Origin of the sequence: Knoellia terrae, assembly GCF_048606435.1 — a bacterium.
Lineage (GTDB): Bacteria > Actinomycetota > Actinomycetes > Actinomycetales > Dermatophilaceae > Knoellia > Knoellia terrae.
Genome location: NZ_JBMBWH010000012.1, coordinates 66,449 through 93,255, shown reverse-complemented (window position 1 = coordinate 93,255; position 26,807 = coordinate 66,449). Strand labels below are relative to the sequence as shown.

Annotated in this window: 23 protein-coding genes; 7 read left to right on the top strand and 16 right to left on the bottom strand. The window is 72.9% G+C overall.

Annotated features, from left to right (window positions below; all coding sequences use genetic code 11):
* Positions 1 to 307: 307 nt before the first annotated feature.
* Positions 308 to 703, bottom strand: a complete 396-nt coding sequence (locus ACOJV9_RS15325; protein WP_420186095.1) for a GNAT family N-acetyltransferase — start codon at positions 701 to 703, stop codon at positions 308 to 310.
* Positions 704 to 715: 12 nt separating this feature from the next.
* Positions 716 to 1,975, bottom strand: a complete 1,260-nt coding sequence (locus ACOJV9_RS15320) for a saccharopine dehydrogenase family protein (protein ID WP_420186093.1) — start codon at positions 1,973 to 1,975, stop codon at positions 716 to 718.
* A gap of 64 nt (positions 1,976 to 2,039) precedes the next feature.
* Here ACOJV9_RS15320 and ACOJV9_RS15315 point away from each other — a divergent pair, with 64 nt between their 5' ends.
* The 3 genes from ACOJV9_RS15315 (at position 2,040) to ACOJV9_RS15305 (ending at position 4,963) form a co-directional block, all read left to right on the top strand.
* The gene (locus tag ACOJV9_RS15315; RefSeq protein WP_420186092.1) at positions 2,040 to 3,272 is read left to right on the top strand and encodes a glucose-1-phosphate adenylyltransferase family protein; all 1,233 of its coding nucleotides are present in this window, start codon (positions 2,040 to 2,042) and stop codon (positions 3,270 to 3,272) included.
* A gap of 102 nt (positions 3,273 to 3,374) precedes the next feature.
* A complete protein-coding gene (locus tag ACOJV9_RS15310) occupies positions 3,375 to 3,707 on the top strand; it encodes a hypothetical protein (protein WP_420186091.1) in 333 nt (110 codons plus the stop codon).
* The gene (locus ACOJV9_RS15305) at positions 3,704 to 4,963 is read left to right on the top strand and encodes a cupin domain-containing protein (RefSeq protein ID WP_420186090.1); all 1,260 of its coding nucleotides are present in this window, start codon (positions 3,704 to 3,706) and stop codon (positions 4,961 to 4,963) included. The genes ACOJV9_RS15310 and ACOJV9_RS15305 overlap by 4 nt, the downstream gene beginning before the upstream one ends.
* On the opposite strand, the gene ACOJV9_RS15300 is transcribed toward ACOJV9_RS15305, so the two are convergent.
* The 5 genes from ACOJV9_RS15300 to ACOJV9_RS15280 are packed head-to-tail and all read right to left on the bottom strand — an operon-like array spanning position 4,950 to position 11,678.
* Positions 4,950 to 6,587, bottom strand: a complete 1,638-nt coding sequence (locus ACOJV9_RS15300) for an ABC-F family ATP-binding cassette domain-containing protein (RefSeq protein WP_420186089.1) — start codon at positions 6,585 to 6,587, stop codon at positions 4,950 to 4,952. The two genes, ACOJV9_RS15305 and ACOJV9_RS15300, sit on opposite strands and share 14 nt — an antisense overlap.
* Positions 6,588 to 6,618: 31 nt before the next feature.
* Positions 6,619 to 8,049: a xylulokinase gene (gene xylB, locus ACOJV9_RS15295; RefSeq protein WP_420186088.1), complete on the bottom strand. Its 1,431-nt coding sequence runs from the start codon at positions 8,047 to 8,049 to the stop codon at positions 6,619 to 6,621.
* Positions 8,050 to 8,086: 37 nt separating this feature from the next.
* A complete protein-coding gene (locus ACOJV9_RS15290; RefSeq protein ID WP_420186087.1) occupies positions 8,087 to 9,142 on the bottom strand; it encodes a zinc-dependent alcohol dehydrogenase family protein in 1,056 nt (351 codons plus the stop codon).
* Positions 9,139 to 10,206, bottom strand: coding sequence for an NAD(P)-dependent alcohol dehydrogenase (locus ACOJV9_RS15285; protein ID WP_420186086.1), 1,068 nt, complete (start codon positions 10,204 to 10,206; stop codon positions 9,139 to 9,141). Before ACOJV9_RS15285 ends, ACOJV9_RS15290 begins: the two co-directional genes overlap by 4 nt.
* Positions 10,203 to 11,678, bottom strand: coding sequence for a mannitol dehydrogenase family protein (locus ACOJV9_RS15280; protein WP_420186085.1), 1,476 nt, complete (start codon positions 11,676 to 11,678; stop codon positions 10,203 to 10,205). The genes ACOJV9_RS15285 and ACOJV9_RS15280 overlap by 4 nt, the downstream gene beginning before the upstream one ends.
* Positions 11,679 to 11,813: 135 nt before the next feature.
* Between ACOJV9_RS15280 and ACOJV9_RS15275 the strand changes: the two genes are divergently transcribed.
* Both ACOJV9_RS15275 and ACOJV9_RS15270 read left to right on the top strand, forming a co-directional pair.
* Entirely contained in the window at positions 11,814 to 12,710 is an 897-nt protein-coding gene (locus tag ACOJV9_RS15275; protein ID WP_420186084.1) for a sucrase ferredoxin, read from the top strand.
* Positions 12,711 to 12,736: 26 nt separating this feature from the next.
* On the top strand, positions 12,737 to 13,897 hold the full coding sequence (locus ACOJV9_RS15270; protein WP_420186083.1) for an NAD(P)/FAD-dependent oxidoreductase: 1,161 nt from the start codon (positions 12,737 to 12,739) through the stop codon (positions 13,895 to 13,897).
* Here the strand turns inward: ACOJV9_RS15270 and ACOJV9_RS15265 are convergent.
* Complete coding sequence (locus ACOJV9_RS15265) at positions 13,878 to 14,273, bottom strand: hypothetical protein (protein WP_420186082.1); 396 nt, start codon at positions 14,271 to 14,273, stop codon at positions 13,878 to 13,880. The two genes, ACOJV9_RS15270 and ACOJV9_RS15265, sit on opposite strands and share 20 nt — an antisense overlap.
* Positions 14,274 to 14,278: 5 nt before the next feature.
* Positions 14,279 to 16,447, bottom strand: coding sequence for a DUF998 domain-containing protein (locus ACOJV9_RS15260; RefSeq protein WP_420186081.1), 2,169 nt, complete (start codon positions 16,445 to 16,447; stop codon positions 14,279 to 14,281).
* A gap of 22 nt (positions 16,448 to 16,469) precedes the next feature.
* Between ACOJV9_RS15260 and ACOJV9_RS15255 the strand changes: the two genes are divergently transcribed.
* Positions 16,470 to 17,168: an HAD-IA family hydrolase gene (locus tag ACOJV9_RS15255; RefSeq protein ID WP_420186079.1), complete on the top strand. Its 699-nt coding sequence runs from the start codon at positions 16,470 to 16,472 to the stop codon at positions 17,166 to 17,168.
* A 9-nt stretch (positions 17,169 to 17,177) separates the two neighbouring features.
* Positions 17,178 to 18,830 carry an FAD-binding dehydrogenase gene (locus tag ACOJV9_RS15250; protein ID WP_420186078.1) on the top strand — a complete coding sequence of 551 codons (1,653 nt, stop codon included), beginning with the start codon at positions 17,178 to 17,180 and terminating at the stop codon, positions 18,828 to 18,830.
* Between the two features lie 69 nt (positions 18,831 to 18,899).
* On the opposite strand, the gene ACOJV9_RS15245 is transcribed toward ACOJV9_RS15250, so the two are convergent.
* From ACOJV9_RS15245 to ACOJV9_RS15215, 7 genes are all read right to left on the bottom strand, one after another.
* Positions 18,900 to 19,835, bottom strand: a complete 936-nt coding sequence (locus tag ACOJV9_RS15245; RefSeq protein WP_420186077.1) for an acyl-ACP desaturase — start codon at positions 19,833 to 19,835, stop codon at positions 18,900 to 18,902.
* 126 nt (positions 19,836 to 19,961) lie between these two features.
* The gene (locus ACOJV9_RS15240) at positions 19,962 to 21,032 is read right to left on the bottom strand and encodes a WD40/YVTN/BNR-like repeat-containing protein (protein WP_420186076.1); all 1,071 of its coding nucleotides are present in this window, start codon (positions 21,030 to 21,032) and stop codon (positions 19,962 to 19,964) included.
* A 46-nt stretch (positions 21,033 to 21,078) separates the two neighbouring features.
* Positions 21,079 to 21,717 carry a bacterial proteasome activator family protein gene (locus ACOJV9_RS15235; RefSeq protein WP_420186075.1) on the bottom strand — a complete coding sequence of 213 codons (639 nt, stop codon included), beginning with the start codon at positions 21,715 to 21,717 and terminating at the stop codon, positions 21,079 to 21,081.
* A 25-nt stretch (positions 21,718 to 21,742) separates the two neighbouring features.
* Positions 21,743 to 22,318 (bottom strand): TIGR03086 family metal-binding protein, encoded by a 576-nt coding sequence (locus tag ACOJV9_RS15230; protein ID WP_420186074.1) that lies wholly within the window; start codon positions 22,316 to 22,318, stop codon positions 21,743 to 21,745.
* A gap of 16 nt (positions 22,319 to 22,334) precedes the next feature.
* Complete coding sequence (locus ACOJV9_RS15225) at positions 22,335 to 25,241, bottom strand: FtsX-like permease family protein (RefSeq protein ID WP_420186072.1); 2,907 nt, start codon at positions 25,239 to 25,241, stop codon at positions 22,335 to 22,337.
* Positions 25,238 to 25,969: an ABC transporter ATP-binding protein gene (locus ACOJV9_RS15220; protein ID WP_420186071.1), complete on the bottom strand. Its 732-nt coding sequence runs from the start codon at positions 25,967 to 25,969 to the stop codon at positions 25,238 to 25,240. Before ACOJV9_RS15220 ends, ACOJV9_RS15225 begins: the two co-directional genes overlap by 4 nt.
* Positions 25,966 to 26,634, bottom strand: a complete 669-nt coding sequence (locus ACOJV9_RS15215; RefSeq protein ID WP_420186070.1) for a PadR family transcriptional regulator — start codon at positions 26,632 to 26,634, stop codon at positions 25,966 to 25,968. The genes ACOJV9_RS15220 and ACOJV9_RS15215 overlap by 4 nt, the downstream gene beginning before the upstream one ends.
* Positions 26,635 to 26,807 lie beyond the last annotated feature (173 nt).

Sequence of the window (26,807 nt, the reverse complement as noted above, 5' to 3'; positions counted from 1 at the left end):
TAGGACGCAGCCGGACAAACATTCCAGAAATGGCCCGCCCACCCGGCGGGCCATTTCTCATTTCCCGGATAATTGGCTTTTGAAGGGCCTTTCGTCGTGGGGCTGCACCGCGCACCCGCGCTGTTTCGCAGTGCGGACAGCCAGGCCACCCCACGAAGCCCCTCGCCCCTACGAAAGCGCGAACTTTCACCCTCGATGCGGCCTCCTGAACGGATCGCTGGCAGGCTCGAACGGCCACGTGGTGTGGACGACGGCGCGTCGACTCCCGGCGCGTGGAGGGGCACCCGGGCGCGGACCAGGTCAGCGGTCAGGCCTCGAGGTGGCGGTGCATGACGTGCAGGCCGACCCGGCCGTGGGACGCGCTGTCGAACGCCTCGGGGACGATCCCGATCACGGTGAAGCCGAGCTCCTGCCACCGGGCCACCGCGACGGTGTTGGTCGCGGCGACGGCGTTGAACTGCATGGCGGCATAGCCCTGCTCGCGTGCCCAGTCCAGCGCCCACTTCCCGAGGGCCCGCCCCACCCCGCGGCGCCGAGCGGCCGCGGTGACCATGAACGACGCCGTGGCGACGTGCGACCCGCGCCCCGGCCGGTTGGGACCCGCCTTGGCCGACCCGAGCAGCGTCCCGTCGTCCGAGCAGGCGACCACCGTCACCCCCGGAGGCGTCTCGAGCCACCAGCTGCGTGCCTCGTCGAGGGACAGCCCGGAGCAGGGTCACCGGCGGGTCGTCGTGAACTCGAAGTCGTTGCCCTCCAGCCGGGACACCAGTGCCTCACCGAAGGCCACCGAGGGCGTGAGCACCCCTCCCGGGGCCGTCAGCTCGTCGAGCGCCAACGAGAGGCCGGCCTGACCGAGCATGATCGCCGTGCCGGTGTAGCCGGGGTCGTAGCCCGCTGCCACGCGCGTGCGGTAGCGCGCGCCGGTCGTCGTCGTGGTCTCGACGTCCATGACGAACCGGCCGTTCTGCATCGTCTCCTCGGACGGGCCCTCACCGGGCTTGGGCAGGACAACGTCGAGCACCCGGCGCGTGGGCGCGGTGGACATCCCGGCGAAGAGGCCGCCGAGCACCGCCGTGGTGAGCCCGGCCTTCACGGCGCCGACCGGGCCGCTCCCGGTGTCCATCACCTCGTCGTAGCGGAACTCGCGTCCGTAGGACCAGCCGGTGAGGGCGTTGCTGCGGCGCACGATCCGTGTGTTGAACGACGCCATGAAGAACGGCGCGACCCAGCGCTTCGTCACGCCGTCGTAGCGGGTCCCGGTCACGGCCTGCACCTTGCCCAGCAGGCTGAACTCGTCGGACGTGGGGCGGTTGCGCGAGGGCGGCTCGGCAGCACGGTCCGGGCTGAGCCCGTGCGGGTCGGTGACGGCCCTGCGGCGGGCGGGGTCGGCGGACTCGATCGCCTGGTTGCGCATCGAGTCGATCGTCCCGCCGCTGACGCCACCTCGCAGCGTGCGGACGTGCAGCACGGTCTCGCCAAGGGTTCCCTCGCCGTCGGCGGCCACCTGCTGAGCGGTGCGCCACACGCCGAGGTCCGAGGGGATCGAGTCGAAGCCGCACGCGTGGACGATCCGGGCACCGGTGCGCTCGGCCTCCTCGTGGTTGGCGTCGATGCTGTCCCGGACGAAGAGCACCTCGCCGGTGAGGTCCGCGTAGTGCGTGCCGGCCGCCGCACAGGCGGACGCGAGCGGCATACCGAGCTTGGCGTAGGGACCCACGGTGGTGACGACGACGCGGGTGCGGGCGGCGAGGTCCGCGACCGCGGCGGCGTGCGTCGTGTCGACGACGATCAGCGGCCACTCCGCGGCGCGGTGGGGCAGCGACGCACGTACCTCCTCGAGGCGCTCCTTCGACCGTCCGGCGAGCGCGATGCGGACCACCGAGGGCGCGTGCTCCGCGAGGTGGGCAGCGGTCAGGCGGCCGACGAAGCCGGTCGCGCCGACGAGGACGAGGTCGAACTTCCGCTCAGTGCTCATCGCCCGAATCTAGGCGATCGGACCTCGCGTCCGCACACGGCGCGGTCTGGGGCAGAGTGGGACCATGACGCGACGACCCAAGGTGCTGGCCATCGTCCAGGCCGGCGGCCAGGGCGCACGGATGGACGTGCTCACCCGAGAGCGCGCCAAGCCGGCACTGCCGTATGCCGGCCAGTACCAGCTCGTGGATTTCGGCATGTCGTCGTTGGCCCACAGCGGCGTCACCGACGTGTGGCTCTCGGTCCAGTACCTCGCCAGCAGCCTCCACAAGCACGTCGCAGCGGGGCGCCCGTGGGACCTCGACCGCACCCGGGGCGGGCTGCAGTGGCTGCCGCCCGAGGAGGGCAGCGGCTCGGCGTCCCAGTCCGGCTTCAGCGAGGGCAACGGTGACGACCTCTACCGCAACCTCGACGCCATCCGGAACTTCGGCGCGGACGTCGTCCTCGTGCTCAGCGCCGACCAGGTCTTCAGCCTCGACCTGCGGGACGTCGTCGACCAGCACCTCGACAACGGTTCCTCCTGCACGATCGTGACGACCGAGGTGTCCCGCTCCCAGGCTGCCGCCAAGGCCGTGGTCGAGCTCGGCGCCGGCGGCGTGGTGACGGGGCTGGACTACAAGCCGGAGGACCCCCAGACCTCCACCATCGCGGCCGAGATCTTCGCCTACCACCCGTCGCGGCTCGCGGCCGCCCTCGAGGACCTCCGTGCCGAGCGGGTCGACGCGGCGGACGGGGACGACTCGGGCATCGGTGACTTCGGTGAGCACCTCATCCCTCGCCTCGTCGAGGACGGCTCAGTCCACGCCTTCGCCCTACCGGGCTACTGGCGCGACCTCGGCACGCCGAGCGACTACCTGGCGGCCCACCGAGACCTCCTGGCCGGTCGCGTCGACGTCTTCGACGACCCCGAGTGGCCGATCCTCACCCGCTGGCCGGAGCTGCCCGCCGCGCACGTCCGCCGCAGCGCCACCGTCGAGCACTCGGTCGTCAGCGCCGGCGCCGACATCGCCGGCACCGTCGTCGGCAGCGTCATCGGCCCGGGCGTGCGGGTGGCCAAGGGTGCGGTCGTGCAGGACTCCGTCGTCTTCGCCCAGACGGTCGTCGAGGCCGGCGCGGAGGTGCGCGGCGCCGTCGTCGACTCGCGGTGCACCATCGCCCGTGGGGCCCGGGTCGGCGAGACGCCACCGGGGTCGCGGGTCGGCGACGACCGGCTCGTGCTCGTCGGGCGGGACAGCCGTGTGGCTCGTGGTGCGGTCGTCGCACCCGGTGCGCGCCTCGAACCCGGATCCACGGCCTGACCTGCACAGATCTGCCGTGCTCGGACGGTCCCGGGTGGTCCGCCTGATGGTAGACAGAGAAGGCGTGCCGAGTGGTGCGCAACACCAACTGGGAGGTTTGCCATGACGCAAGACCCGAGCAGTGGCATGGGCTCCGACGACGAGCAGTCGTTCGGCAGCGGAGACGGTATGACCGAAGGCATGACCAGCGGCATGGACGCCGAGGGCCCCGCCGACAGCGGCGCGGACGACCAGGGCATGGCCGGTGAGCAGGACGGCGGTGCCGACGGCGGCGCCGGCGGCGGTGCCGGTGGTGCGCTCGACGGCGACTCGACCGGCATGGCCGAGGACTCGGAGATCTCCGCAGCGGAGGGTCCCGCCGACGCCGGCGCGGAGACCGCGATGCCCGGCCAGCACGACGGTGGCGCGGACGGCGGGGCCGACGGCTCGCAGTGACCTCACCACCCGTGGACCCGCGACCCGAGATGCACGTCTCGGGCGCGGGTCCTTCCGCGCTCGGCCGCCTCATCGGTATGCCGTCCGCGGACTTCGCTGCCGACGTCTGGTCCCGCGCGCCCCTCCTCACCCGCGCGGCCGAGCTCCCCCGCGACTTCACCGACCTCTTCGGCGCCGACGCGGTCGACGAGCTCGTGTCCCGGCGCGGCCTGCGGACGCCCTTCGCCCGCATGGCACGGGACGGTGCCACCCTCGCCGACCGGTCCTTCACCCTCGGGGGAGGGGTCGGTGCCGGCATCGCCGACCAGCTGAGCGAGGACCGGATCCTGCGCGAGCTCGCCGCCGGCGCGACCCTGGTCCTCCAGGCGCTGCACCGGACCTGGGCGCCCATCCAGGACTTCGCCGCTGCGCTCGCCGACGACCTCGGCCACCCGGTGCAGGTGAACGCCTACGTCACGCCTCCGCAGAACCAGGGCTTCGCCGACCACTACGACGTGCACGACGTCTTCGTCCTCCAGGTGGCGGGCGAGAAGCGCTGGCGCCTCCGCCCGCCGGTGATCGAGGCGCCGCTGCGCGACCAGCCCTGGGAGCAGCACCGCGACGAGGTCGCCCGGGCGGCGGAGGCCGAGCCCCTCCTCGAGGAGACCCTGGCTCCGGGGGACTGCCTCTATCTGCCCCGCGGCTGGCTCCACTCCGCGACCGCGCTCGGGGGGACGAGCATCCACCTCACCATCGGCGTGCACGCGTGGACGAGACGGCACCTCGTCGACGCGCTCCTGGCGCGCATCGACTCCCGGCTCGCCGAGGACGTCGAGGCCCGCCGCAGCCTGCCCATCGCACCGGGGCGCTCCGGGTCCTCGACGCTCGACACCGGCGCCGACGCCGAGCTCGTGCACGAGCTCGTCGAGAAGGCCCTGCAGGACGTCGGGGCCGACGAGCTCGCCGACTCGATGCGCACGCTGGTCCGCCAGGCCCAACGAGCCGAGCCCCTCGGCGTGCTCGCACAGTCCGAGCAGGCCAGCGACGACGACGCCCGCTGGCGCGCGCGGCGTCACCTCGCCGCCCACTGGGAGGGCGAGGACGAGCAGCGCACGCTGGTGAGCCGGGTCGGCCGCCTCACCGTCCGCGCAGACCAGCGTGACGCGGTCGCGGAGGTGCTGGACGGCATACGGGATCCTGCGGAGCTGGACCACGAGCTGCGGCGACGGCTGGCGCTCGCCGGCCTGCTCGTGCCCGAGGACGTCAGAGACGCGTGACCCGACCGGCCTCGACGTGCCAGCGCTGGTCGAGGTGGACGTTCTCGAGGAGCCGGCGGTCGTGCGAGACGAGGAGCAGGGCGCCGTCATAGGAGGCGAGCGCCTCCTCGAGCTGCTCGATGGCCGGCAGGTCGAGGTGGTTGGTCGGCTCGTCGAGGACGAGGAGGTTGACGCCTCGCGCTTGCAGCAGCGCCATGGCCGCCCGGGTCCGCTCGCCGGGCGAGAGCCGTGACACCGGACTGGTCACCTGGTCGGCGCGCAGGCCGAACTTGGCGAGCAGCGTCCGCCGGTCCACGGGAGCGAGGTGGGGCACCGCCTCACCGAAGGCCTCGGAGAGCGGCACGTCGTCGCGCAGCCCGGTGCGGGCCTGGTCGATCTCGCCGAGGGCGACGCTGGCGCCGAGACTCGCGCTGCCGGTGTCGGGAGCGAGGCGACCGAGGAGGAGACGGAGGAGGGTGGTCTTGCCCGCGCCGTTCGGCCCGGTGATCCCGATGCGGTCGCCGGCGTCCACCTGGAGCGAGACGGGTCCGAGGGTGAAGTCGCCCAGGCTCACGCCGGCCCCGTTGAGGGTCCCGACGACCGAGCTGGACCGGGGCGCGTCGCCGATCGAGAACTGCAGCACCCACTCCTTGCGGGGCTCCTCGACCTCCTCGAGCCGCGCGATCCGCGACTCCATCTGCCGCACCTTGCGGGCCTGCTTCTCGGCCGAGTCGATGCTGGCGGCGCGCCGGATCTTGTCGTTGTCGGGGCTCTTCCTCATCGCGTTGCGCACGCCCTTGCTGCTCCACTCGCGCTGGGTCCGTGCGCGCGACTCGAGGTCGGCCCTGGTGCCGGCGAACTCCTCGTACGCCTCGCGGGCGTGCCGGCGGGCGATCTCGCGCTCCTCGAGGTAGGCCTCGTAGCCGCCGTCGTGCACGGCGACGGAGTGCTGGGCGAGGTCGAGCTCCACGATGCGGGTGACGCAGCGCGAGAGGAACTCGCGGTCGTGCGAGACGAGGACGACGCCACCACGCAGTCCGGTGACGAAGGCCTCGAGACGTGCCAGCCCGGCCAGGTCGAGGTCGTTGGTCGGCTCGTCGAGCAGGACGATGTCGAAGCGGCTGAGCAGCAGCGCCGCCAGGGCGGCGCGAGCGGCCTGCCCACCGGAGAGCGAGGTCATCGCTGCGTCCGGGCCGACGTCCAGCCGCAGCTCACCGAGCATCGCAGGGAGGCGGTCCTCGAGGTCGGGGGCGCCACTGGCGAGCCAGTGGTCGAGGGCGAGCGCGTAGGCCTCGTCGGCGCCCGGGTCAGTGCCGCCGAGGGCGGCCGCCGCGGCCTCCATCGCCTCCGTGGCCGCGGTGGCACCGGTCCGGCGGGCGACGTAGCCGGCCACCGTCTCGCCGGGGACGCGCTCGTGCTCCTGCGGGAGCCAGCCCACGAACGCGTCGCTCGGAGAAGTCGTCACGGTGCCGGCAAGCGGCGCCGACTCGCCGGCGAGGATCCGCAGCAGGGTGGTCTTGCCGGCGCCGTTGGCGCCGACGACCCCGACCACGTCGCCGGGCGCCACGGTGAGGTCGAGGTGCTCGAACAGGGTCCGGTGGGCGTGGCCCCCTGACAGGTCCTTCGCCACGAGGGTTGCGCTCACCCGCCCAGACTAGGCGTGCGCCGACTCGTGGTCAGGACGTCGGTATGCCGTGCAGCCGGCTCCGCAGGTCGGCGTACCGGCCGCGCAGCTCACCGACGCGGTCGCGGGCCTCTGCGTCCGGCGCCAGGACCGCGTCCGTGGCGACGTCCCATGCCGGCAGGTCCGTGCCGAGGAGGGTGGCGGCGGCCTGCCGGGCGGCGCCGAGGGCGACGTACTCACCGGACACCGGCACGTGGACCTCGGCGTCGAAGAGGTCGGCAACGATCGAGCGCACGGACGCCGACGCCGACGCGCCGCCGATGAGCAGCACGCGCTCGACCCGCACTCCCTGTCCGCGCAGGGCGTCCAGCGCCTCGGCGAGGTTGGCGAGCATGCCCTCGACGACGGCGCGGGCGAGGTTCTCGGGGGTGGCGTTGGTGCGGGTCAGCCCCGACAGGGTCCCGGAGGCGGTCGGCAGGTTGGGGGTGCGCTCGCCGTCGAGGTAGGGCAGGAGCGACAGACCTCCGGCGCCGGGCTCGGCGGCCAGGGCCAGCCGGTCGAGGTCGGTCAGCTCGATCCCGAGCATCGACGCGCCCGCCGTGAGCACGCGGGCGGCGTTGAGGGTGGCCAACAGGGGGAGGAAGCCGCCGGTGGCGTCGGCGAACGACGCGACGGAGCCGCTTGCGTCGGCGATGGCGGCGTCGTGGCGGGCGAAGGCCGTGCCGCTCGTCCCCAGCGAGACGACCGCGTCGCCGGGACGCAGGCCCAGGCCCAGTGCCGCCCCCATGTTGTCGCCGGTCCCCGGCGCGACGACGAGTCCTGAGTCGGTGCGCCCGGCGACCTCGGTCGGTCCGAGCACCCGGGGGAGCTCCAGCCGCCGGCCGATGGCGAGGTCGAGGATGCCGGGCAGGTAGTCGCCGGACCCGGCGGACCAGTAGCCCGTGCCGGACGCGTCACCCCGGTCGGTGGTCCACCCGTCGAAGCCGTTGCCCTGCTCGAGGATCCGTCCGGTCAGCCAGTCGTGCGGCAGGACGCAGGTGCGGCTTCGCTCCAGGGACTCCGGCTCACGGCGGCGCAGCCAGCGCAGCTTCGTCACGGTGAACGACGCGACCGGGACGACACCCACCTCGGTGGCCCACCGCTCCCTGCCACCGAGCTCCTCGATGAGGTCGACCGCGTCCTGCGCCGAGCGGGTGTCGTTCCACAGCAGTGCCGGTCGCACCACCTCGTCGGACTCGTCGAGGGTGACCATGCCGTGCTGCTGCCCACCGACGGCGATCGCCGCGACACCCTCGAGCAGCCCGTCGGCGGTGGCGGCCTCGTAGGCCGACCACCACTCGCGCGGGTGCACCTCGGTGCCGTCCGGGTGCGACGCGCGACCCTGCCGGACAACCTCGCCCGTCTCGGCGTCGCACACGACGACCTTGCAGGACTGCGTGGAGGAGTCCACGCCCGCGACGAGCTGCCCGTGCTTCGTTGCCATGCCCGCATCCTTCCCGAGACGACGAGGGTGCCTGCGATCAGTCCCAGGCGATGACGACCTTGCCGGACGCACCGGCGGCGGCGACGGCATACGCCTCTCCTGCGTCGGCGAGGGCGAACCGGTGGGTGACGATCCGCTCGGGGTGCTCGCCCCAGCGGTCGAGCAGGTCGAGCAGCTCGGCCATGTGGCCGAGCGAGGTGACCCAGGACCCGTGCAGGGCAACCTGCTTGTGGATGAGCAGCTCCGAGACGGCGAAGTCGATCCGACCGCCCTCGCCCACCATGACGCAGCGCCCGCGCACCGCGGTGGAGGTGAGGGCGGCGACACGGGCCTGGGCGTTGCCGCTGCAGTCGAGGCTGACCTCGCACCCGCGTCCGCCGGTCGCGTCACCGACGGCGTCGGCGAGGTCGGCCGGGTCGGTGACGACGACGTCGACGAGGTCGAGGTCGCGGGCGAGGTCGGCCCGCTCGGCGTTGGGCTCGAGCCCGACGACGGTGGACGCGCCGAGGTGCCGTGCGAGCATCGCGGCTGCGAGCCCCACGGGCCCGAGGCCCGTGACCAGAAGCCGGTCCCGTCCACTCACCCCGGCTCGCAACAGCCCTTCGTATGCCGTCCCGAAGCCGCACGTGACCAGCGCGCCGTCGACGTGGGTCAGGCTCTCCGGCAGCGGCTGGCACGACACCGCCTCGGCCAGCAGGAAGTCGGCATGGCCCCCGTCGCGCTGCCAGCCGTACGCAGCCCGGGTCGGTGCCGTGCAGCCGATCGGGTAGCCGGTCCGGCACTCGTCGCAGGAGCCGCAGCCGGTGATGTGGTAGACCGCGACGCCCTGGCCGACCTCGACCGTTGACACCCCGGCCCCGAGCTCGACGACGTCCCCGCAGGGCTCGTGGCCGGCGACGACGCCTTGGTAGGCCTCGGCCCCATGGCCGAGGTGCTCGCGGTAGATCGCCCGGATGTCGCTGCCGCACACCGACGATGCGCGCATCCGCAGGAGCACCTGCCCGGGTCCCGGCGTCGGCACGTCGACCGTGACGTGCTCGACCGTGCTGTCCCCCGGCAGCCGCACCGCGGCCATGGTGCGCGTCGCCGTCACCGGGCCTCCATCCCGCGGCCGTGCGGATGGATGATCGACTTGATGGCCCTGGGGTCCGTGCGGGCAGCAGTCAGGGCGGCGGCGGTGTCGTCGAGCCCGAAGTGACCCGTGGCCAGGGGCGTCAGGTTGACCCGTCCCGACGCGACGAGGTCGATGGCGGTCGGCCACGTGTTGGCGTAGCGGAACACCCCGGTCACCCACAGCTCCCTGTTCTGGACGTCGCCGAGGGGGAGGGCGAGGGTGTCGCCGCCCATGCCGATGAGGACGACCCGGCCGGCCGGCGCGGCCACGCGGATGGCCGCCTGCGTCGACCCCTTGTGACCAGAGCACTCGAGGACGACGTCGGGACCGGGGCGGCCGGCATACGCGTCGGTCAGGGAGGTCGTCGAGACGTCGACGACCTCGGTCGCTCCCAGGGAGGAGGCGACGGACAGCCGGTAGGCGTTGACGTCGGCGACGACCACCTCGGTCGACCCGAAGGCGAGGGCCGTCTGGGCGGCGAGCTGCCCGACCGGCCCGGCGCCGGTGACGAGGACCCGGACGCCCGGGCCGACGGCGGCCCGACGGCACGCCCAGATGCCCACCGAGAGCGGTTCGAGCATCGCGCCCTCGTCGAAGGAGATCGAGTCCGGCAGCGCGAACGCGAAGGACGCGAGGTGGGTGACGTACTCCGCGAGGGTGCCGTCGACCGGTGGCGTTGCGTGGAAGACCATGTCGGGGCAGAGGTTGTAGTAGCCGGTCAGACACCGCATGCACGACCGGCAGGGGACGCCGGGCTCGATGGCGACCCGCTCGCCGACCCGTCCCGGGTCGACGTCAGCGCCGACCGCGACGATGACGCCGGCGCTCTCGTGACCGAGCACGAGGGGTCCGGTGACGACGTGGTCCCCGATGCGCCCGTGGTCGTAGTAGTGGGTGTCCGAGCCGCAGACACCGACCGAGCGCACCTCGATGAGGACCTCGTCGGCGGCCGGCGCGGGCACCGGACGGGGCTCGACGGTGATCGTCCCCGGCTCGGTGAGGACCGCCGTGCGCATGGTGTCGGAGGCGGTCGCGGACGTCATCGGTTCGACTCCAGGTCCTCGAGGGTGACCCGAGCCCCGTTGTCGTGCAACGACTTCAGGAAGGCGGTGTAGGCCGTGGTGAAGGGCTCGCTGTCGACGAGCCCACCGAAGAAGTCGCGGTCGCGCAGGAACGCGAGCTCGTCCTCCTCGTAGCGCCGGGCCGCTGCCATGACCTTGTCGCGGTGGCGGTCGACCACCTCGATCGGCTCTCCCGACTCGTCGACGCCCTCGGCGTAGCGCGCCCACGAGGCGACGACGAGGGCCGAGCGCTCGAACCCGCCACCGGTCTCGAGGTTGCGCTGGATCACCGGCACGAGCCACTTGGGGATCCGGTCGGAGCTCTCGGCGCAGAGGCGCGCCAGCGTGTCGCGGACCTCGGGGTTGGCGAAGCGCTCGAGGAGCTGGCGCCGGTAGACGCCCAGGTCGACGCCCGGAACCTCCGGCAGCGTCGGGGACCCCTCCTCGGTCATGTAGCCGAGCAGGAACCCGGCGAAGAGCGGGTCCTGGGCCACCTCGTGCGCGTAGCGGTAGCCGGAGAGGTGGCCGAGGTAGCAGAGCGCCTGGTGGCTCGCGTTGAGCAGCCGCAGCTTCATCAGCTCGTACGGGACGACGTCGTCGACGACCTGCACCCCGACGTCCTCGAACGGCGGCCGCCCGGTGGGGAAGTGGTCCTCGAGCACCCATTGCGTGAACGGCTCGCACACCACCGGCCACGCGTCCTCGACGCCGAACTGCTCCGCGAGAGCGGTGACGTCCTCGGGCGAGGTCACCGGGGTGATCCGGTCGACCATGCCGTTCGGGAACGCGACGTGCTCCTCGATCCACGCCCCGAGCTCCGCGTCCTTGAGCCGGGCGAACGCGACGATCATCTTCTTCGCGACGTCGCCGTTGCCGGGCAGGTTGTCGCACGACATGACGGTGAACGGGTCGGTCCCCGCCTCACGTCGACGGCGCGCGGCCTCGGTGACGAAACCGAACATGCTCTGCGGATCGCCGTCGTCGCCCAGGTCCGACTGCAGGACCGGGTCGTCCGGGTCGAACTCCCCCGTCACCTGGTTGACGTGGTAGCCGCCCTCGGTGACCGTGAGCGAGACGATCCGGGTCGCCGGGTCGACGAGCCGGTCGAGCACGGCCCGCGGGTCGTCCGGGGCGAAGAGGTAGCCGACCATCGACCCGATGACGCGCGGCTCCAGCCGGCCGTCCGGGTGCTTGACGACGAGGGTGTAGAGGGTGTCCTGAGCCGTCATGGCGTCGCGCATCCGGGCGTCACCCGGCATGAGGCCGACGCCGACGATGCCCCAGTCGAGCGCCTTCCCGGCGTTCATGAGGGCGTCGACGTACATCGCCTCGTGCGCCCGGTGGAACCCCCCCACACCGAAGTGGACGATGCCGGGGGTGACCGACGAGCGGTCGTATGCCGGCCGCGCCACCTCCGCAGGCAGGTCGGTCAGGGTGGCTGCGGTGAGCCGCACGTCAGCGGTGCCTCTGGAGGTGGGGTGTGGTCATCGCCCCAGTCAAGGCCACGGGAGCCGATCCGGCAACGCCGAGGCGCCTGTCAGCGGAGCAGACTCGGGTGACCGTGCACCCGGGCACGTAGCATCGAGCGTGTGAGCCCTGAGACGACACGCTGCTCCAACGCCTTCCGCGAGCGCGGCGAACCGATGCTCGGGTCGGCCCCGGTCGCCCGTCGGTGGCTGCTCATCGAACACCCCGGTCCGTGGTCGAGGGACCACCTCGAGACCCCGGGCATCGCCGGTCCCGTCGCGCGGGCCATCGAGTCCACCTGTGCCGAGCTGCAGGGGCGCTCGCTGCTCGTGCGGCGTCACGGCCGGCGCGAGCCCGGTGAGGCTCCTGCCTGGTATGCCGTCGACACGGCCCACGGGACCTGGGTCACCGGCACGTGGCGCACCAGCGACGACCTGCTGGCCGCCGTGGCGGCGCTCGGCGCCCCGCTCACCCATTCCGAGGCGCTCGCCCCACCCATGCTGCTCGTCTGCACCCAGGGAACTCGCGACGCCTGCTGCGCGCTGCGCGGACGGCCCGTGACGGCAGCCCTGGCCAGGGTCTTCCCCGACGAGGTGTGGGAGTGCACCCACCTCGGCGGACACCGCTTCGCCGGCACCTTCCTCTCGATGCCGGACGGCACCTGCTTCGGGATGGTCGACCTCCCCAACGCGGTGCAGGTCGTCCGCTCCCACCGGGCCGGCGAGGTCGACACCACCCACCTGCGCGGGGTGTCGCGGTGGTCGCCCGCCGTCCAGGCGGCAACCGGGTCGGTGCTGGCGGAGCACGGACCTGCACCGGTCACCGCCGCCCGGCCCGGGACGGTCGACGTGGTCTCGGCGACGGTGACCCGCATCGAGGTGATCGGCGACGACCCGTTGCCCGACACGACCTGGGTCGAGGTGACGGCCGAGGCGCTTCCCCCGGCGCCGCTGTCCTGCGGCAAGGGCCCCGGCGAGCACACGGCATACCGGACCGCCGTCCTCGCCGACCCGCGCTGACCCGGCCGGCACCCGGAAGGCTTCTCGTGAAGGTCGACGTGCTCGTCATCGGGGCAGGACCGGCGGGCTCCGCCGCGGCCCTGGGTGCGCTGGCGCAGGACCCGTCGCTGCGGGTGGTGCTGCTGGACCGCAGCGCGTTCCCGCGCGACAAGTCGTGCGGTGACGGCATCGCGCCGCACGTCGTCACGGCGCTGGCCGAGGTCGGCGCCGCCGACGTCGTCGACGGCTGGCAGCCGCTGCGCCGGCTCGAGCTCGCCCACGGTCCGGTGCGGGTCGAGGGCGACATGGAGCGCGAGGTCCATGTCATCCCGAGGGCGGTCCTCGACGCCCGGCTCGTCGACCGGGCGGTGGCCGCGGGCGCCGAGCTGCGCAGGCAGCGCGTCACGACGGTGAGCACGGCGCCACTCGGTGTGGACGGCATCGAGGCCGATGTCGTCATCGGCGCGGACGGCGCCCACTCCGTGGTGCGCACCCAGCTGCTCGGCCGTCGTCGCGAGCCCAGAGCCCTCGCCCTGCGGGGATATGCACCGGTGACCGAGGAGTGGCGGGAGCGGCAGGTGATCCGCTACGGCGACCGACGCCAGCCGTCGTACGCCTGGGCCTTCGACCGCGGCGACGGGCTCGTCAACGTCGGCTACGGCGAGCTGCTCCCCGGCGAGGGGTCCGGCCCGGTGGGCAGGTCCGCGGCGCCGAGCCGGCAGCTGCTCCTCGACCAGCTGGAGTCGGTCGTCCCCGGTGCGGCGACGACCGGCACCGGCTGGCTCGGCCACCACCTGCCGCTCAGCTCCTGGCGATGGGACCAGCCGGACGGGCCGGTGCTGCTGGCCGGGGACGCCGCGGGCCTGGTCAACCCGATGACCGGCGAGGGGATCTACTACGCCGTCGCGACGGGGATCGCCGCCGGGCGCACCGCTGCCCGCGCGGTCCGGCTCGGGCGAGCGACGGAGGCCGGTGCCGTCCATCGTCGCGGCGTGCGCCGCCTGCTCGGCACGCACCTGCGGCACACGTGGGTCTCGTCGCGGCTCGCGCAGTCACCCACCGTGGTCGACGCCGGCATCCGGGCCGCCCAGCGCGACCGGCGCGTGTTCGACACGCTCGTCGAGATCGGCCTCGGTGACGGCAGGATCGACCGCCACCTCGTGCGTGGACTGGCCGGCTCGCTCGCGGTCAGGCGAGCGCGGCCCTGACCTTGTCGATGACGGCCTGCTCCTCGGGGCTGACGCCGTCGGACGCGTCGGCGACCGCCTGCGTGGCCTCGAGGATGACGCCCGAGAAGGCCTCGGCCGACCCGTCACCCTTGGCGGTCAGGAGCTGCTTGGCCTCGCTGAGCCCGGTGAGCACCGCCTGCTCCTGCGCAGCCGGGTCGCCCTTCGGCGGCGTCGGGAAGCCTCCGGCGCGCAGCAGCTCGGTGATCTCCTTCGGCCCCGCGGCGAGGGCCTTGGACCCGGCGAGGCTCTCCTTGAACGACGAGAGGAAGCCCGGGTCCGCCCTGCTCACGAGGGCGATGGCCCCGAAGGCGGCGTCGCGGACGGTGTCTCGTTCTGCATCGGTGTAGTTCGCCATGCGGCTCAGTCTGCACCGGGCGATCCCGGAGTGGGGTCCTGCGCCCTCACCTCTCCCAGGGTGAGCACGTCGAGCGGTGAGGCGCCGCGCTCGGGCCGGGCGCAGGTGCGCTCGGGGTCGATGACCGTGTCGATGCGGGCACCGTTGAGCAGGCTGACGTCGTCATAGGCCGGACGCCCCTCGATGACGTTGCGGTAGCGGTAGCGGGTCACGGAGGTCAGCCGGCAGGTCTCGCCGAAGGTGAGCACGTCGAACGCGGACGGCTGCCCCACGAGCTCCTCGCCGTCCTCCTGCCCGACGAAGTGGGTGAGCGGGCCACCGCCGGTGAACGTGCCGGCCTGGATCCGGTTCCCCTCGAGGTCGGGGGTGTGCATGTGCCCGTTGACGGCGACGTCGGCACGGGGCACGTCCTGCACCGCCCACGGCTCGTGCGAGACGAGCAGGTCCAACGGCTCCTCGTCCGCGAACGCCGCGACGAAGGCCCGCTTGGCCGGCTGCTGCTTGTCCTTGCTGCGCTTGCCGTCGTCACCGAACCAGCGCGGGTCGTTGAACCCGCCGATGCGTATGCCGCCCGCCTCGGCCACGGTGTAGCCGTCGGCATCCGGCTGGAGGAGGACGACGTTGGGGATGGCCGCCATCCGGCCGAGGATGGCGGTGTCGGTGGCCGAGTTCGCGTCGTGGTTGCCGCGGGTGAAGAGGTAGGGCACCGGCAGCGACGCGATCCCGGCGAACATCCCGGTGGCGTCGCCCTCGGCGACGGTGCCGAAGTTGACGAGGTCCCCGGTGTCGACGACGAGGTCGATGTCCTCCTCGGTGATGACCGTGCGCATCAGCGCGTACTGGTTGCCCGCGTGCAGGTCGGAGACGAGGAGGACGCGCAGCGCAGCGGGCTGCCCCAGCTCGGTCGGGGAGTACTTGTCCTGGAGCGCCGACGACAGAGCGATGAGGTTGCGGAGGTAGGGAGAGACCTGCGCCGTGCGGGCCTCGACGTCGGAGAGCAGCGACTGGTTGCGCTGCACCGTGCCGAGCACGCCGGTCGAGGTGAACTCGTACTGACGCTCGGGCTGGTAGGTCTGCCAGATCCCCACCCCCGTGGCTGCGCAGGCCAGGGCCCACGCCAGTGCGGCCCCGGCGACCGTCCATCGCCGGGGACGCCGGCGTCGCACCAGCGCTGCCACGAGGAGCCACAGGGCGGCCACGCCGAGGGCCCCGAGCCCGAAGCGCAGCCCGACGTCGCGGGCGGCCGCGACGATCGCCGCGTTCAGCTCCAGCGGACCGGGCTGCAGGCTCGAGACCGTGATGCCGGGCCGGCTGAGAAGGTCGGCGATGGACGCCTTGACCTGCGGGGTCGCCTCGATCCCCGGCGCGAGGCCGGTGAAGCCCACGTCGATGTCGCCGAACAGGGTCCGCGCGACGAGCCGCGTCGAGTTCCGAGGGTCCATCGACAGCTGGACGTCCGCGGAGTAGTGGGTGGTGTGCGCGGTCGCCGGCGCCAGCCGGGTGGCCGCCACGCCCCCGGCGGCGCAGGCCAGGGTCAGGACCCCGACGGCCAGTGCGGCCCGGGTCCGCCGCCCGCCGACCCGGTGCCCGAGGGCCCACCACGCGGTGACCGCCGCGGCGAGCGGCCAGAGGGCGAGCACGCCTGCGACGACGCGCTCGTGGGCACCGAACGGCATACCTGCCCGGGAGCCGACGGCGAGGGACGCGACGAGCGCGGTCAGGACGATCGTGGCCGTGCGCGCGACCGGAGGGCGCAGGAGGGGAGTCGCGCCGCGGTGGGCGCCGAACCACGGCCACAGCGCGAGCAGGACGAAGCTCAACGCGGCCACGACCGTGTGGGCGACGGACCCGTCCGAGCGCGACGGCAGCGGGAGCAGCGCCACGGCGACGGTCGCCAGACCTGCCGCCCCGAGCAGCCAGCGTCCGCCCCTGCGCAACCGGGGAAGCAGGAGCGCGGACCCGATGTGGGCCAGCCCTGTGACGACCAGCCCGACGGTCATGATCCAGCGGTGCGGAGTCTCGCTCGTGGCGAGGGCGCTGATCGACTCGCGCACCGGGTCGAACCCGTCGGGCTGGCGCATGGCCGCCCAGGTCCACCCGCCCACGAGGGCGACGAACGCCGTGCCGGCGCTCGCGACGGCGCCACGCACGTGTCCCGGGGTCGGTGGCGCCATGCGCCAACCCTAGGGTGACGACATGAGTGCTCCCCTGGCCGGACGTCTGCCCGACCGCGCGTTCGCCGGGGTGCTGTTCGACATGGACGGCACGCTGATCGACTCCGTGGCAGCGGTCGAGCGGTCGTGGCTGCGGTGGTGCGAGGAGTTCGGCATCGCCCCGGCCGCCCTCGCCGGGTCGCACGGGCGGACGAGCGCCAACACCATCGCGGTCGTCATGGCGGAGCGCTCCGAGGCGGAGCGGGCAAGGGCCCACGCCCGGATCGGCGAGCTCGAGGTGGCCGACACCGAGGGGGTCGTGATCCTGCCCGGCGCCCGTGAGGCACTCGAGACGCTCGACCGCCTCGGTGTCCCGCACGCGATCGTCACCTCCTGCGAGCGAGACCTCGCCGCCGCCCGGCTGGCCGCCTCCGGGCTCCCGCGGCCCTCCGTGATCGTGACGGCCAGCGACGTCAGCCACGGCAAGCCCGGCCCCGAGCCCTACGAGCGGGGCGCCGAGCTGCTGGGCCTGTCGCCCGCCGACTGCGTCGTCGTCGAGGACGCCACCGCGGGGCTGGTGTCCGGTCGGGCCGCCGGCGCCGGCGGGCTGCTCGCCGTCCTCGGCACCACACCGGCGGACGTCCTCGCCGAGGACGCGGACGTCGTGCTCGAGAGCATCGCCGACGTCGACTGGGTCCCTCTCGACGGTGCAGGGGTGACCCTCGGGCTGGGCCACCACTAGGGTCACGGGATGGACGCTGACGCCCTCGTCGTCGGAGCCGGTCTCGCCGGCCTCGTCGCAGCCCACGAGCTCGCCGACGCCGGACGCTCCGTCGTCCTGCTGGACCAGGAGAGCGAGGCGAACCTCGGTGGCCAGGCGTGGTGGAGCTTCGGCGGGCTGTTCCTCGTCGACACGGCCGAGCAGCGCCGGATGGGCATCAAGGACTCCTTCGACCTTGCCTGGCAGGACTGGGAGGGCAGCGCCGGCTGGGACCGCGACGAGGACCACTGGCCGCGCCGGTGGGGCCGTGCCTACGTCGAGTGGGCGGCCGGCGAGAAGCGCGAGTGGCTGAGGACGTTCGGGGTCAGCTTTTTCCCGGTCGTCGGCTGGGCCGAGCGCGGTGACGGCCGCGCCGGCGGCCACGGCAACTCGGTGCCGCGCTTCCACATCCCGTGGGGCACCGGCACCGGCGTGGTCGCGCCCTTCATCGAGCGGGTCCTGGCGCACGTCGCCGCCGGCCGCATCATGTACCGTCCGCGGCACCGCGTCGACGAGCTGGTGTCGACCGGTGGTGCAGTGACGGGTGTCCGCGGATCCGTTCTCGCGGAGGACAGCTCGCTGCGTGGGGTCGCGTCCAACCGCGACGTCGTCGGCGACTTCGAGTTCGGCGCGCAGTGCGTGCTCGTCACGAGCGGCGGCATCGGTGGCAACCACGAGCTCGTCAGGGCCAACTGGCCGGAGCGACTCGGCCCCCCGCCCGAGCACATGATCACCGGGGTGCCCGCCTACGTCGACGGCCGGATGCTCGCCATCACGGAGGCGGCCGGCGGCACCGTCATCAACCGCGACCGCATGTGGCACTACGTCGAGGGCGTCAACAACTGGAACCCGGTGTGGCCGAGCCATGCCATCCGCATCCTGCCCGGCCCGTCATCGCTCTGGTTCGACGGCAACGGCGACCGGCTGCCGCCGCCGAACTTCCCCGGCTTCGACACGCTCGGCACGTTGCAGCACCTGCGCACGACCGGCCACGACCACTCGTGGTTCGTCACCAACCGCACGCTGGTGGGCAAGGAGTTCGCGCTCTCCGGGTCGGAGCAGAACCTCGACCTCACCGATCGCAGCTGGCGCGACGTCGCCCGGCGCCCGATCACTGCCGTGCAGCCGTCGATGCAGGCGTTCCTCGACCAGGGCGTCGACTTCGTCCAGGCCGACACGCTGCGCGAGCTCGTCGACCGGATGAACGCGCTCACTCCCGAGGCGCCGGTGGACTTCGCGCACATCGAGCGGCAGGTGCTCGAGCGCGACCGCCAGGTCGAGAACCCCTACACCAAGGACGCCCAGGTCGCGGCGATCCACGTCGCTCGCCAGTACCGCGGGGACCGGCTCACCAAGCGTGCCTTCCCGCCGCACCGGATCCTCGACCCCCGACGCGGGCCGCTCGTCGCGGTGCGGCTCAACATCCTCACCCGCAAGTCGCTCGGCGGGCTGCAGACGAACCTCGAGAGCCAGGTCCTCGGCGCGTCCGGCGACCCGGTGCCCGGCCTGTATGCCGCGGGCGAGGTCGCCGGGTTCGGTGGCGGTGGGGTGCACGGGTACCGCTCGCTCGAGGGCACCTTCGTCGGCGGCTGCCTCTTCTCCGGCCGCGCCGCGGGACGCGCCGCCGCACGCCAGGTCACCTGACCGACTTCTTGCGAGTTCGGGTCAGGCTCGCTGGCGCTCGCTGACCCGAACTCGCAAGAAGTCGGGGGGTCAGAGGTTCATGCGGGCGGCGAGGGTGTCGCGCTTGTCCTCGAAACGGGAGGCCTTGGCGTCGAGGTCGTCCATGTACTCGGACAGCTCCAGTCGCGCCTGCTCACCCTCGGCCGACAGGCCCTCGACGTCCCACACCTTCCAGAAGCGCAGCACCGGCGCCACGACGTCGTCGCGGTGCTGACGCAGGTCGTAGATCCCGGCGACGGCCATCTCGACGGCCTTGCGCTGGAAGCCGGGGATGTCGGTGCCGGGCATCTGGAAGCCCTTGACGACGTCGCGGATCGCCATCATCGACGCGTTGGGGTCGAGCTCGAGGGCGGCACCGAGCAGGTTGCGGTAGAAGATCATGTGGAGGTTCTCGTCGGCCGCGATCCGCTGGAGCAGCTGGTCGGCCATCGGGTCATCCGTGAAGCGTCCGGTGTTGCGGTGCGAGACCCGCGTCGCGAGCTCCTGGAAGGACACGTAGGCGAGGGAGTGCAGCAGCTCGCCGCTGTGCGCGGACTCGTAGCCCTGCGACATGTGCGTCATCCGGAAGTCCTCGAGCGCCTTCGGGTCGACCATGCGCTTGACGAGCATGTAGTCGCGCATGGCGATCCCGTGCCGGCCCTCCTCCGCCGTCCAGCGGTGGACCCACTCGCCCCACGCGTCGTCGCGCCCGAAGATGATCGCGATCTCGTGGTGGTAGCTCGGGAGGTTGTCCTCGGTGAGCAGGTTGACGATGAGCGCCGAGCGCGCGACGTCGGAGATCGGTGCGTCGTCGGGACTCCAGGCGTCGCCGCCCATGAGCCCCTCGAAGTTGCGCCCGTCGCTCCACGGGATGAACTCGTGTGGGTACCAGTCCTTCGCGACACCGATGTGCCGGTTGAGGTTGGTCTCGACGACCTGGTTCATCTCTCGCAGGAGGTCGGTCTGGCTCCACGTCGCGGCCGTCATGACCGCCAACCTACGCGCGCGTAGTTTTCCGCGGCCAGTTACCGGCCAGTGTTTTCGCCAGCCACCCGCGGCCTCGTGTGTCTGAGCGCGAGCCCTGACTCGCGCTCAGGCACACGAGGCGAGGTTTCAGAGGGTGCCGACGCGGCCCCGACCGCCCGCGGCCCAGCAGGAGCCGTCCCTCGTGCAGTCGAGCGTGTGGAAGCCGACGTCGCTGAAGCGGGTCCAGGTCCGGCCGCCGTCGGTCGACACGCTGCTGCCGCCCACCGCTCCGGACTCGCCCACGACGACGGTGCTCCGACGCAGGTATGCCGCGTCCTCACCGAGGTGGGTGAGGTCACCGGCGCTGCTCCACGAGTCCCCGTCGCGGGTGGTCGACGTTGCGTCGACCCCGTTCGCCGGCGCCGCGAAGTCGCCGCCGACGGCAACCCCCTGGTTCGGGTTGGCGAAGGCGAGACCGAAGACGCCGGCCGCCTCACCCGCCGGGATCCCGGAGTCGGTGGCGGTCCAGGTGAGGCCGCGGTCGGTGGAGTGGAAGATCCGGGACCTCGCCCCGCCGGAGCCGAACCACGCGTCGCGCCCCGAGACGGTGAGGCAGTCCCCGCTCGCCGAGAAGTTGGCCTCACCCGTGGAGTCGGGCATCCCCGCGTCGGGCAGCACCTGCCAGGACCGGCCGCCGTCCGCGGTGGCCAGGACCCGGAACCTCCCGTCCACCGGGTCGCTCACGGCGAGGCCCTGCTTGCCGCCCGGGTAGAAGTCCATGCAGTTGTAGAACGCGGTCGGCTCGGTGTTGCGGAACGTCTCGGTCCACGTCGCCCCACCGTCGGTCGTGCGGTAGATCCGCGACGCCTCACCCTCGCCGATCGCCAGGACCGACGCCGTGCGGTCGTCCTCCGCCTCGACGTCGCGGAAGTTCAGGCCGGTTCTGCCGGGTGGACTCACGTCCTGCCACGTCGCGCCCGCATCACCGGTCCGGTAGACCTTCGCCGGGCCGCCGCTGAGGCTGGCGCCGGTCACCCAGGCGGTGTCGCGGTCGACGGCGTCGAGGCCGCGGAAGCTCTGGTCGGCGTCGACGGTCTGCACCGACCACTCCAGGTCGGCGGGTGCAGGCCGCGGGGCGGCCGCGGCGACCGGGACGGTCAGCGCAACGAGCGCGACGGCATACAGGGGGACGGTGAGGGTCTTCGACAGGGTGCGCATGGGGGCACCCTGCCGCAGGTCGCGCTGCCGCGCTCGGCGAGCGACGTCAGAGGTACTGGCCGGTGCCCTCGCCCGGACCGCTGTCGCCCGGCTGGGCCGGCCGGCCACCGGGCATGTTCGGCATGCCCATCGGTGGCTGACCCCCGGGCGCGGGCGTGTGACCGGGCGGCAGCGCCCGCATCTGCTGCAGCTGCGCCTGCGCGGCCATCTGCTGGGCGACGAGGGCGGTCTGGATGCCGTGGAAGAGACCCTCGAGCCACCCGACGAGCTGGGCGTGCGCGACCCGGAGCTCGGCGTCGGAGGGCGCGTCGTCGCTGAACGGCAGGGCGATCCGCTCGAGCTCCTCCACGAGCTCCGGTGCCAGGCCGTCCTTGAGCTCGGCGATGGAGCGCTCGTGGACGTCGGCGAGGCGGACGCGACCCTTGTCGTCGAGCGGGGCGTTCCGCACCTCCTCGAGGAGCTGCTTGATCATCGAGCCGATCCGCATGACCTTGGCCGGCTGCTCGACGAGGTCGGCCGGGTTCTGGCTCTGCGTGCCGTCCTCCGTGCGGTCGGCGACGCCCATCCCGCCCGGCGTCACGATGACCACGCGGTCGTCGTCGACGGTCGCGGTCCCGTGCACCTCGCGCGAGTCGTCGGTCTGCTCGTCCTGCGTCCTCTGCGGCTGGTCGTTCATGTTTCTCATCCTGCCCCAGCCGGGCCCTCCCGGGTCAGGCGGGCGGGGTCCAGGACGGGTCGCGACCGACGAAGCCCATGAGCCTGTCGGTGATGTCGGCGCTCTCGGGCACGTCGACCCGGGGGCCGTACTGGCCGGAGGCCCGCAGCATCTCGTCGTGCTCCTGCATGCCGCTGAACAGCTGGCCCGCGAACTCCGCGTCGAGCCGGTCCGGCTGGCCGGTCGCCCGCGCGAGGTCCCACGTGTGCATGAAGACGTCGGAGGTGTAGAACCGGTCGATCGCACCGGGCAGCGGGATCGTCCCGATGTGCCGGTTCTCGAGCATCGCCGTCTGCGTGGCCGGGTCGTCGAGGACCGCCTGCACGCCACGGGTGCGCGCCTCCCACGCCGCGACCGGGTCGTCGTCCACCGACGGACCGCTCGGGAGCTCGATCCCCGCCCCGGACCGCAGGAACGCCGGGAACCACTCGACGAGGTGGCGCACCACGTCGCGCGCCGTCCAGCCCTCCACCGGGGCGGGGACGTCCCAGTCGGTCACCCCGGCCGTGCGGTCGGCGAAGGTGCCGGCGATCGCACGGTGACGCGCGGCGGGGTCGTGGGGGATCGGCATACGGGCAGTCTGTCAGTCAGGCCGTGCGTCGCGTGGCGTCCGGAGCCTTCCGTATGCCGGCCGCGGCGAGCCCCGCTGCGATCACCGGTACCGCGACGGCGAACCCGAGCAGGACCAGCCAGGGGAAGACGAGGACAGGGTCGCCGGTGATGGAGGCTCCGGTGAGCGGGTCGAACGACTGCGCGGTGAGCGGATGCGCGAGGGCGACGCCGGGGACGATCCCGACGGCAACCCCGAGGGCGGCCCCGATGAAGCACAGCGTGAAGGCCTGCGCCCCGGCCATGACGCGCCGAGTCCCTCGACCCGAACCCAGGGCCGCCAGTGTCGCCTGGTCGTTCTCCTGCTCCGTGAGGGTGAGTGCTGTCGACGTCAGCGTGATCACGAGGAGCAGCAGGGTGAAGATGCCGAGCAGGACGGCGATGATCGTGGCGTAGTCGGAGACGAAGCCACGCTCGGTGTAGAGGTGGGTGTCGTCGTCGGCGCCGAAGCCGAGCCGGTCGGACAGGTCCTGCGAGATGGGTCCGGCGGGATCATGCACGGTCAGGTGGGTCGTCCTCACGGACCACCCGTTGCGGGTGGCGGTGTCGATGGTGGCGAGGAGCCCCGATCCCAGCAGCGCGCCGACGGTGGCACGGTCGAACGCCACCTCGACCGCCGGGATCTCGGTCGTTCGAACGTCGTCGAGCCCGTGCGTCGGGTCGACCATGCCCGTCTCCGTCGGGTCGACCATCTGGGTCGCGGTCATGACGGTGACCGCACCGTCTCGGACGACGCTCGGTGCGTCGGGGGCGCGGCCGATGACGACGGCGCCCCCGAGCACCCTGTCGACGTCGGCTCCGTGGCCGATGCTCGTGAGTCGCCGCCGGATCTCGTCCGGAGTCGTGAACCTCATCTGGGCGTTGCCCATCCCCTGGGTGCCCAGGACCTGGCACGGCGACGAGGACCGCTCGAGCGTGGGATCGAAGCTCGTGTCGTTGACCGTGTGCTCCGGCAGGCAGCCGGGCGGCACGACGTTGACGACACGGACGTCATAGGGCTCGGTCGGGATCACCGGGTTCGCCGAGTACATCCACGCGTCCCCCTTGTCCAGGTCACCCACCTCAGAGACCACCAGACCCGGTCGGACCGCCCGAAAGCCGGCGGTCACGCGGGCGACCTCTTCGGCGCCCATGATGGCGCCGCTGCTGGAGACGATGGCCTCACCGGCGAGGTTCTGGGCGATGTACTCGCGGCCGCGCTGCTCCTCGTCGCTCCCGCTCGCGATGAGGGTCATCGTGAGGACGGCCACGCCGGCCATGATCGCCGCGATGGCCGGCACGCTGCGTGCTCGCTGGCGCCCCGCGTCACGGGTCGCCATGCGGAGCGGGACAGGCAGGTGTGAGCTGAGGCGCGCGAGGCCGACCAGGATGAGGGGCGAGAGCATGACTGCTCCGACGACCAGCGCCAGGGTGGCTGCCACGGTCGCCACCTCTCCACCGTCAGTGCTGGTCGCGGCCTGGGTCGACGCCAACGAGATCACCGAGAAGCCGCCGATCCCCGCAAGGACCGCACCGAGGGTGAAGACGACCCGGCTGGGACGGGGTGAGACGCTCTGCCCCTTCATGACACCGACGATGTCGAGGCGTCCCAGCCGTCGGGCCGGCAGGAGCGCGGCGATGACGGCGCTCAGCATCGCCGCCGTGGTCACGGCGGCGACGGGCCCGACGGGGACGTCGAACGGCCCGGTGATCCCGAGGACGTCGGCGGTGTGACTCTGGCGGGTGAGGCCCCAGGCGACCGCCACTCCGAGGACCGCCCCCGCGAGCGCCGCGATGACCCCGAGGACGAGTGCCTGGGCCAGGACCGTGTGCCGGAGCTGTGCGGTCGTCGCCCCGTTGCTCGCGGCAAGGGCCAGGGTGCGCCGTTGGCGTGCCGCGCTGACGGCGAACGCCGGACCGACGAGCAGGGTGGTGATGACGAGGAGCAGCGCCCCCCCGATGGCGACGAACGTCCCCATCCGGCCACGGTTGAACTCCATCATCATCTGCTGGTCGGCCGACAGCTCGGTGATGGGTGGCGGGTTGCGCAGCACGTCTGCGGACCACACGAGGAAGCCGTAGCGGTTGAGGTCGAGGACGTCCGCCCAGGAGACGGGCTCGTCGTCGAGCAGGATCCAGCCCCCGCTCGGCTGGCCCGGCAGGAACGGCAGCGGAGTGACGACGTCGGTGAACATGCCGCCGTGCTGTGACAGCACCGTGACGGTGCCCACGACGGTCACCTCGTGGTCGACGTCCCCCGCGCGAAGGTCCAGGGCGCCGCTGGTCGGAAGACCGCGCCGTTGGCCGGTGTCGGAGACGAGGATCTCGCCGAAGCGCTCGGGCAGCCGGCCGGACGTCAGGCTCACCTTCCCCGTGAGGCCTTCTCTGGCGTCGAGCGCCAGCGACTGCAGGGTCAGCCGTCGCTCGTTGCGGCGCGTCGTGACCGACTCCTCTGCGTAGGCCACGGCGGTGGCACCCGTCAGGGAGCTGACCGCCGGTGCGTTGTCGAACGGGGACCCGCCCTCGACCCAGCCCGGGATCGCCCGGGCGGCGCCGGTCGAGCTGATCCCCGCGGAGGCGTCGAAGGACTGCTCGGCCGCCTGTGGCTGCGGGTAGTCCAGGGCCGCGACGCCGTTGCCCATCCGGTAGGGGATCTGCTCGGGACCCTCGATCTGGCTCGTCGCGGCGCCGGTCAGGGCGAGCACCAGGAGCGTCGTGGGCAGCGCCACCATGACGACGATGAGCGCGCTGCGGCCACGGTGGCGGCGCACGTCGCGGCGGGCCATCCGCAGGGCCACCCCCCAGCTGCCGCTGAACCGGCGCCATCCCGAGCCGGCGGTCGAGTGGTCGGGGGTGTCGGAGTGCTGCGACCCCGTGGAAGCCCCCTGACGGGCCAGGGTCGTCATCGGCGCGCGCCGGTGGAGTCGAGCAGGTCCTCGGCGGAGCTCGCACGCCCGGTGGAGTCGACGACGACGCCGTCACGCAGGAACACGACGCGGTCGGCCCAGGCGGCGTGCCTGGCCTCGTGGGTGACGAGCAGCCCTGCGACCCCGGCGTCGCAGCGCTCGCGCAGGACCCGCAGGACGTCCTCGCCGGTGTGGCTGTCGAGGGCGCCGGTCGGCTCGTCGGCGAGGACCAGGCGGCGCGTGCCGACCAGAGCGCGGGCGATGGCCACGCGCTGCTGCTGGCCGCCGGACATCTGGTCGGGGAAGCGGTCGGAGAGCTCACGCAACCCCATGAGGTCGAGCGCCTGCCGGGCATGGCGCCGGGCCTGGCTCACCCGCTCACCGTCGAGCTCCAGCGGCAGGGCGACGTTCTCGGCCGCCGTGAGGCTGGGGATGAGGTTGTAGTCCTGGAAGACGAAGCCGACCCGACGACGGCGCAGCTGGGCGATGCCCTTGGCGCTCATCGTCGTGAGGTCCTCGCCCTCGATGACGACCCGTCCGCCCGTGGCGCGGTCGAGGCCTCCGGCGAGGTTGAGCAGCGTGGACTTGCCGGACCCGCTCGGCCCCATGACGGCGACGAGCTCGCCGGGCATCACCTCGAGCATGACGCCGTCGAGGGCACGAACGGCCGTGTCACCGGTGCCGTGCACCCGCGTGACGTCGTCGAGCAGCAGGCTGGGAGTGGTCATCGCCGCGCCTCCGTCTGCTGCTCACGCCGGGATGTCGTGTCCTGAGCCGCCGTCGCGGCGGCCTCCCCGGAGCCCGCGCCGCCCGAACGGCGAAAAGGGCGCAGCGACTCCCGGTGGAGCCGGGTCTCGACGTGGTCGAGCCAGCGCACCTCGGCCTCGGCCGTGAAGATGAGGTTCTCGAGGACGAGCAGCCAGGCGAGGTCGTGGTTGACCCCCTCCTCCCCGTGCGCGCCCGGGTCGACGTCGCGCTGGCGCCGCATGACGTCCTGCTTGAGCCGGGTGAGGTCGTGCAGGTGCTTGAGTGTCGCGGTCCGCTGCGTCTGCGCGACGGCCTGCACGTCGACTCCGGGCACGGTCACCGCCAGCGCGAGCTTGATGGTCAGCTCGTCACGGGGTGTGCTGTCACGGTCGACCGGTGTGCTCCACCAGGTCCCGACCTCGGTCACCCCCGCGTCGGTGAGGCGGTAGGAGATCCGGCCCTCGGCGTCGGCCTCGCCGGTGGCCTCGACGAGGCCGTCACGTTCCAGCCGCGCGAGGGTCGTGTACACCTGCCCGACGTTGAGCGGCCAGGTGCCGCCGGTGCGCTGCTCGAACTCCGCCCGCAGCTGTGCCCCGTACATGGGCCCTTCCGCGAGGAGGGCCATCAGCCCCTGCTTGACCGACATGGGATCTCCTTGGTTCGACACGGGAACCCCTGCGTCCCGTGTGCGGTGCCGAACCGGCACACCGGGGTGTCCGCCAGCCCCTGATCCGGAGACATACCCGGTATGCCGTGCTCGTGCTGGACATGTATACCGAGTATTCGGCCGTCTGGCAAGCGGACTTCCGTCCGCGTCGT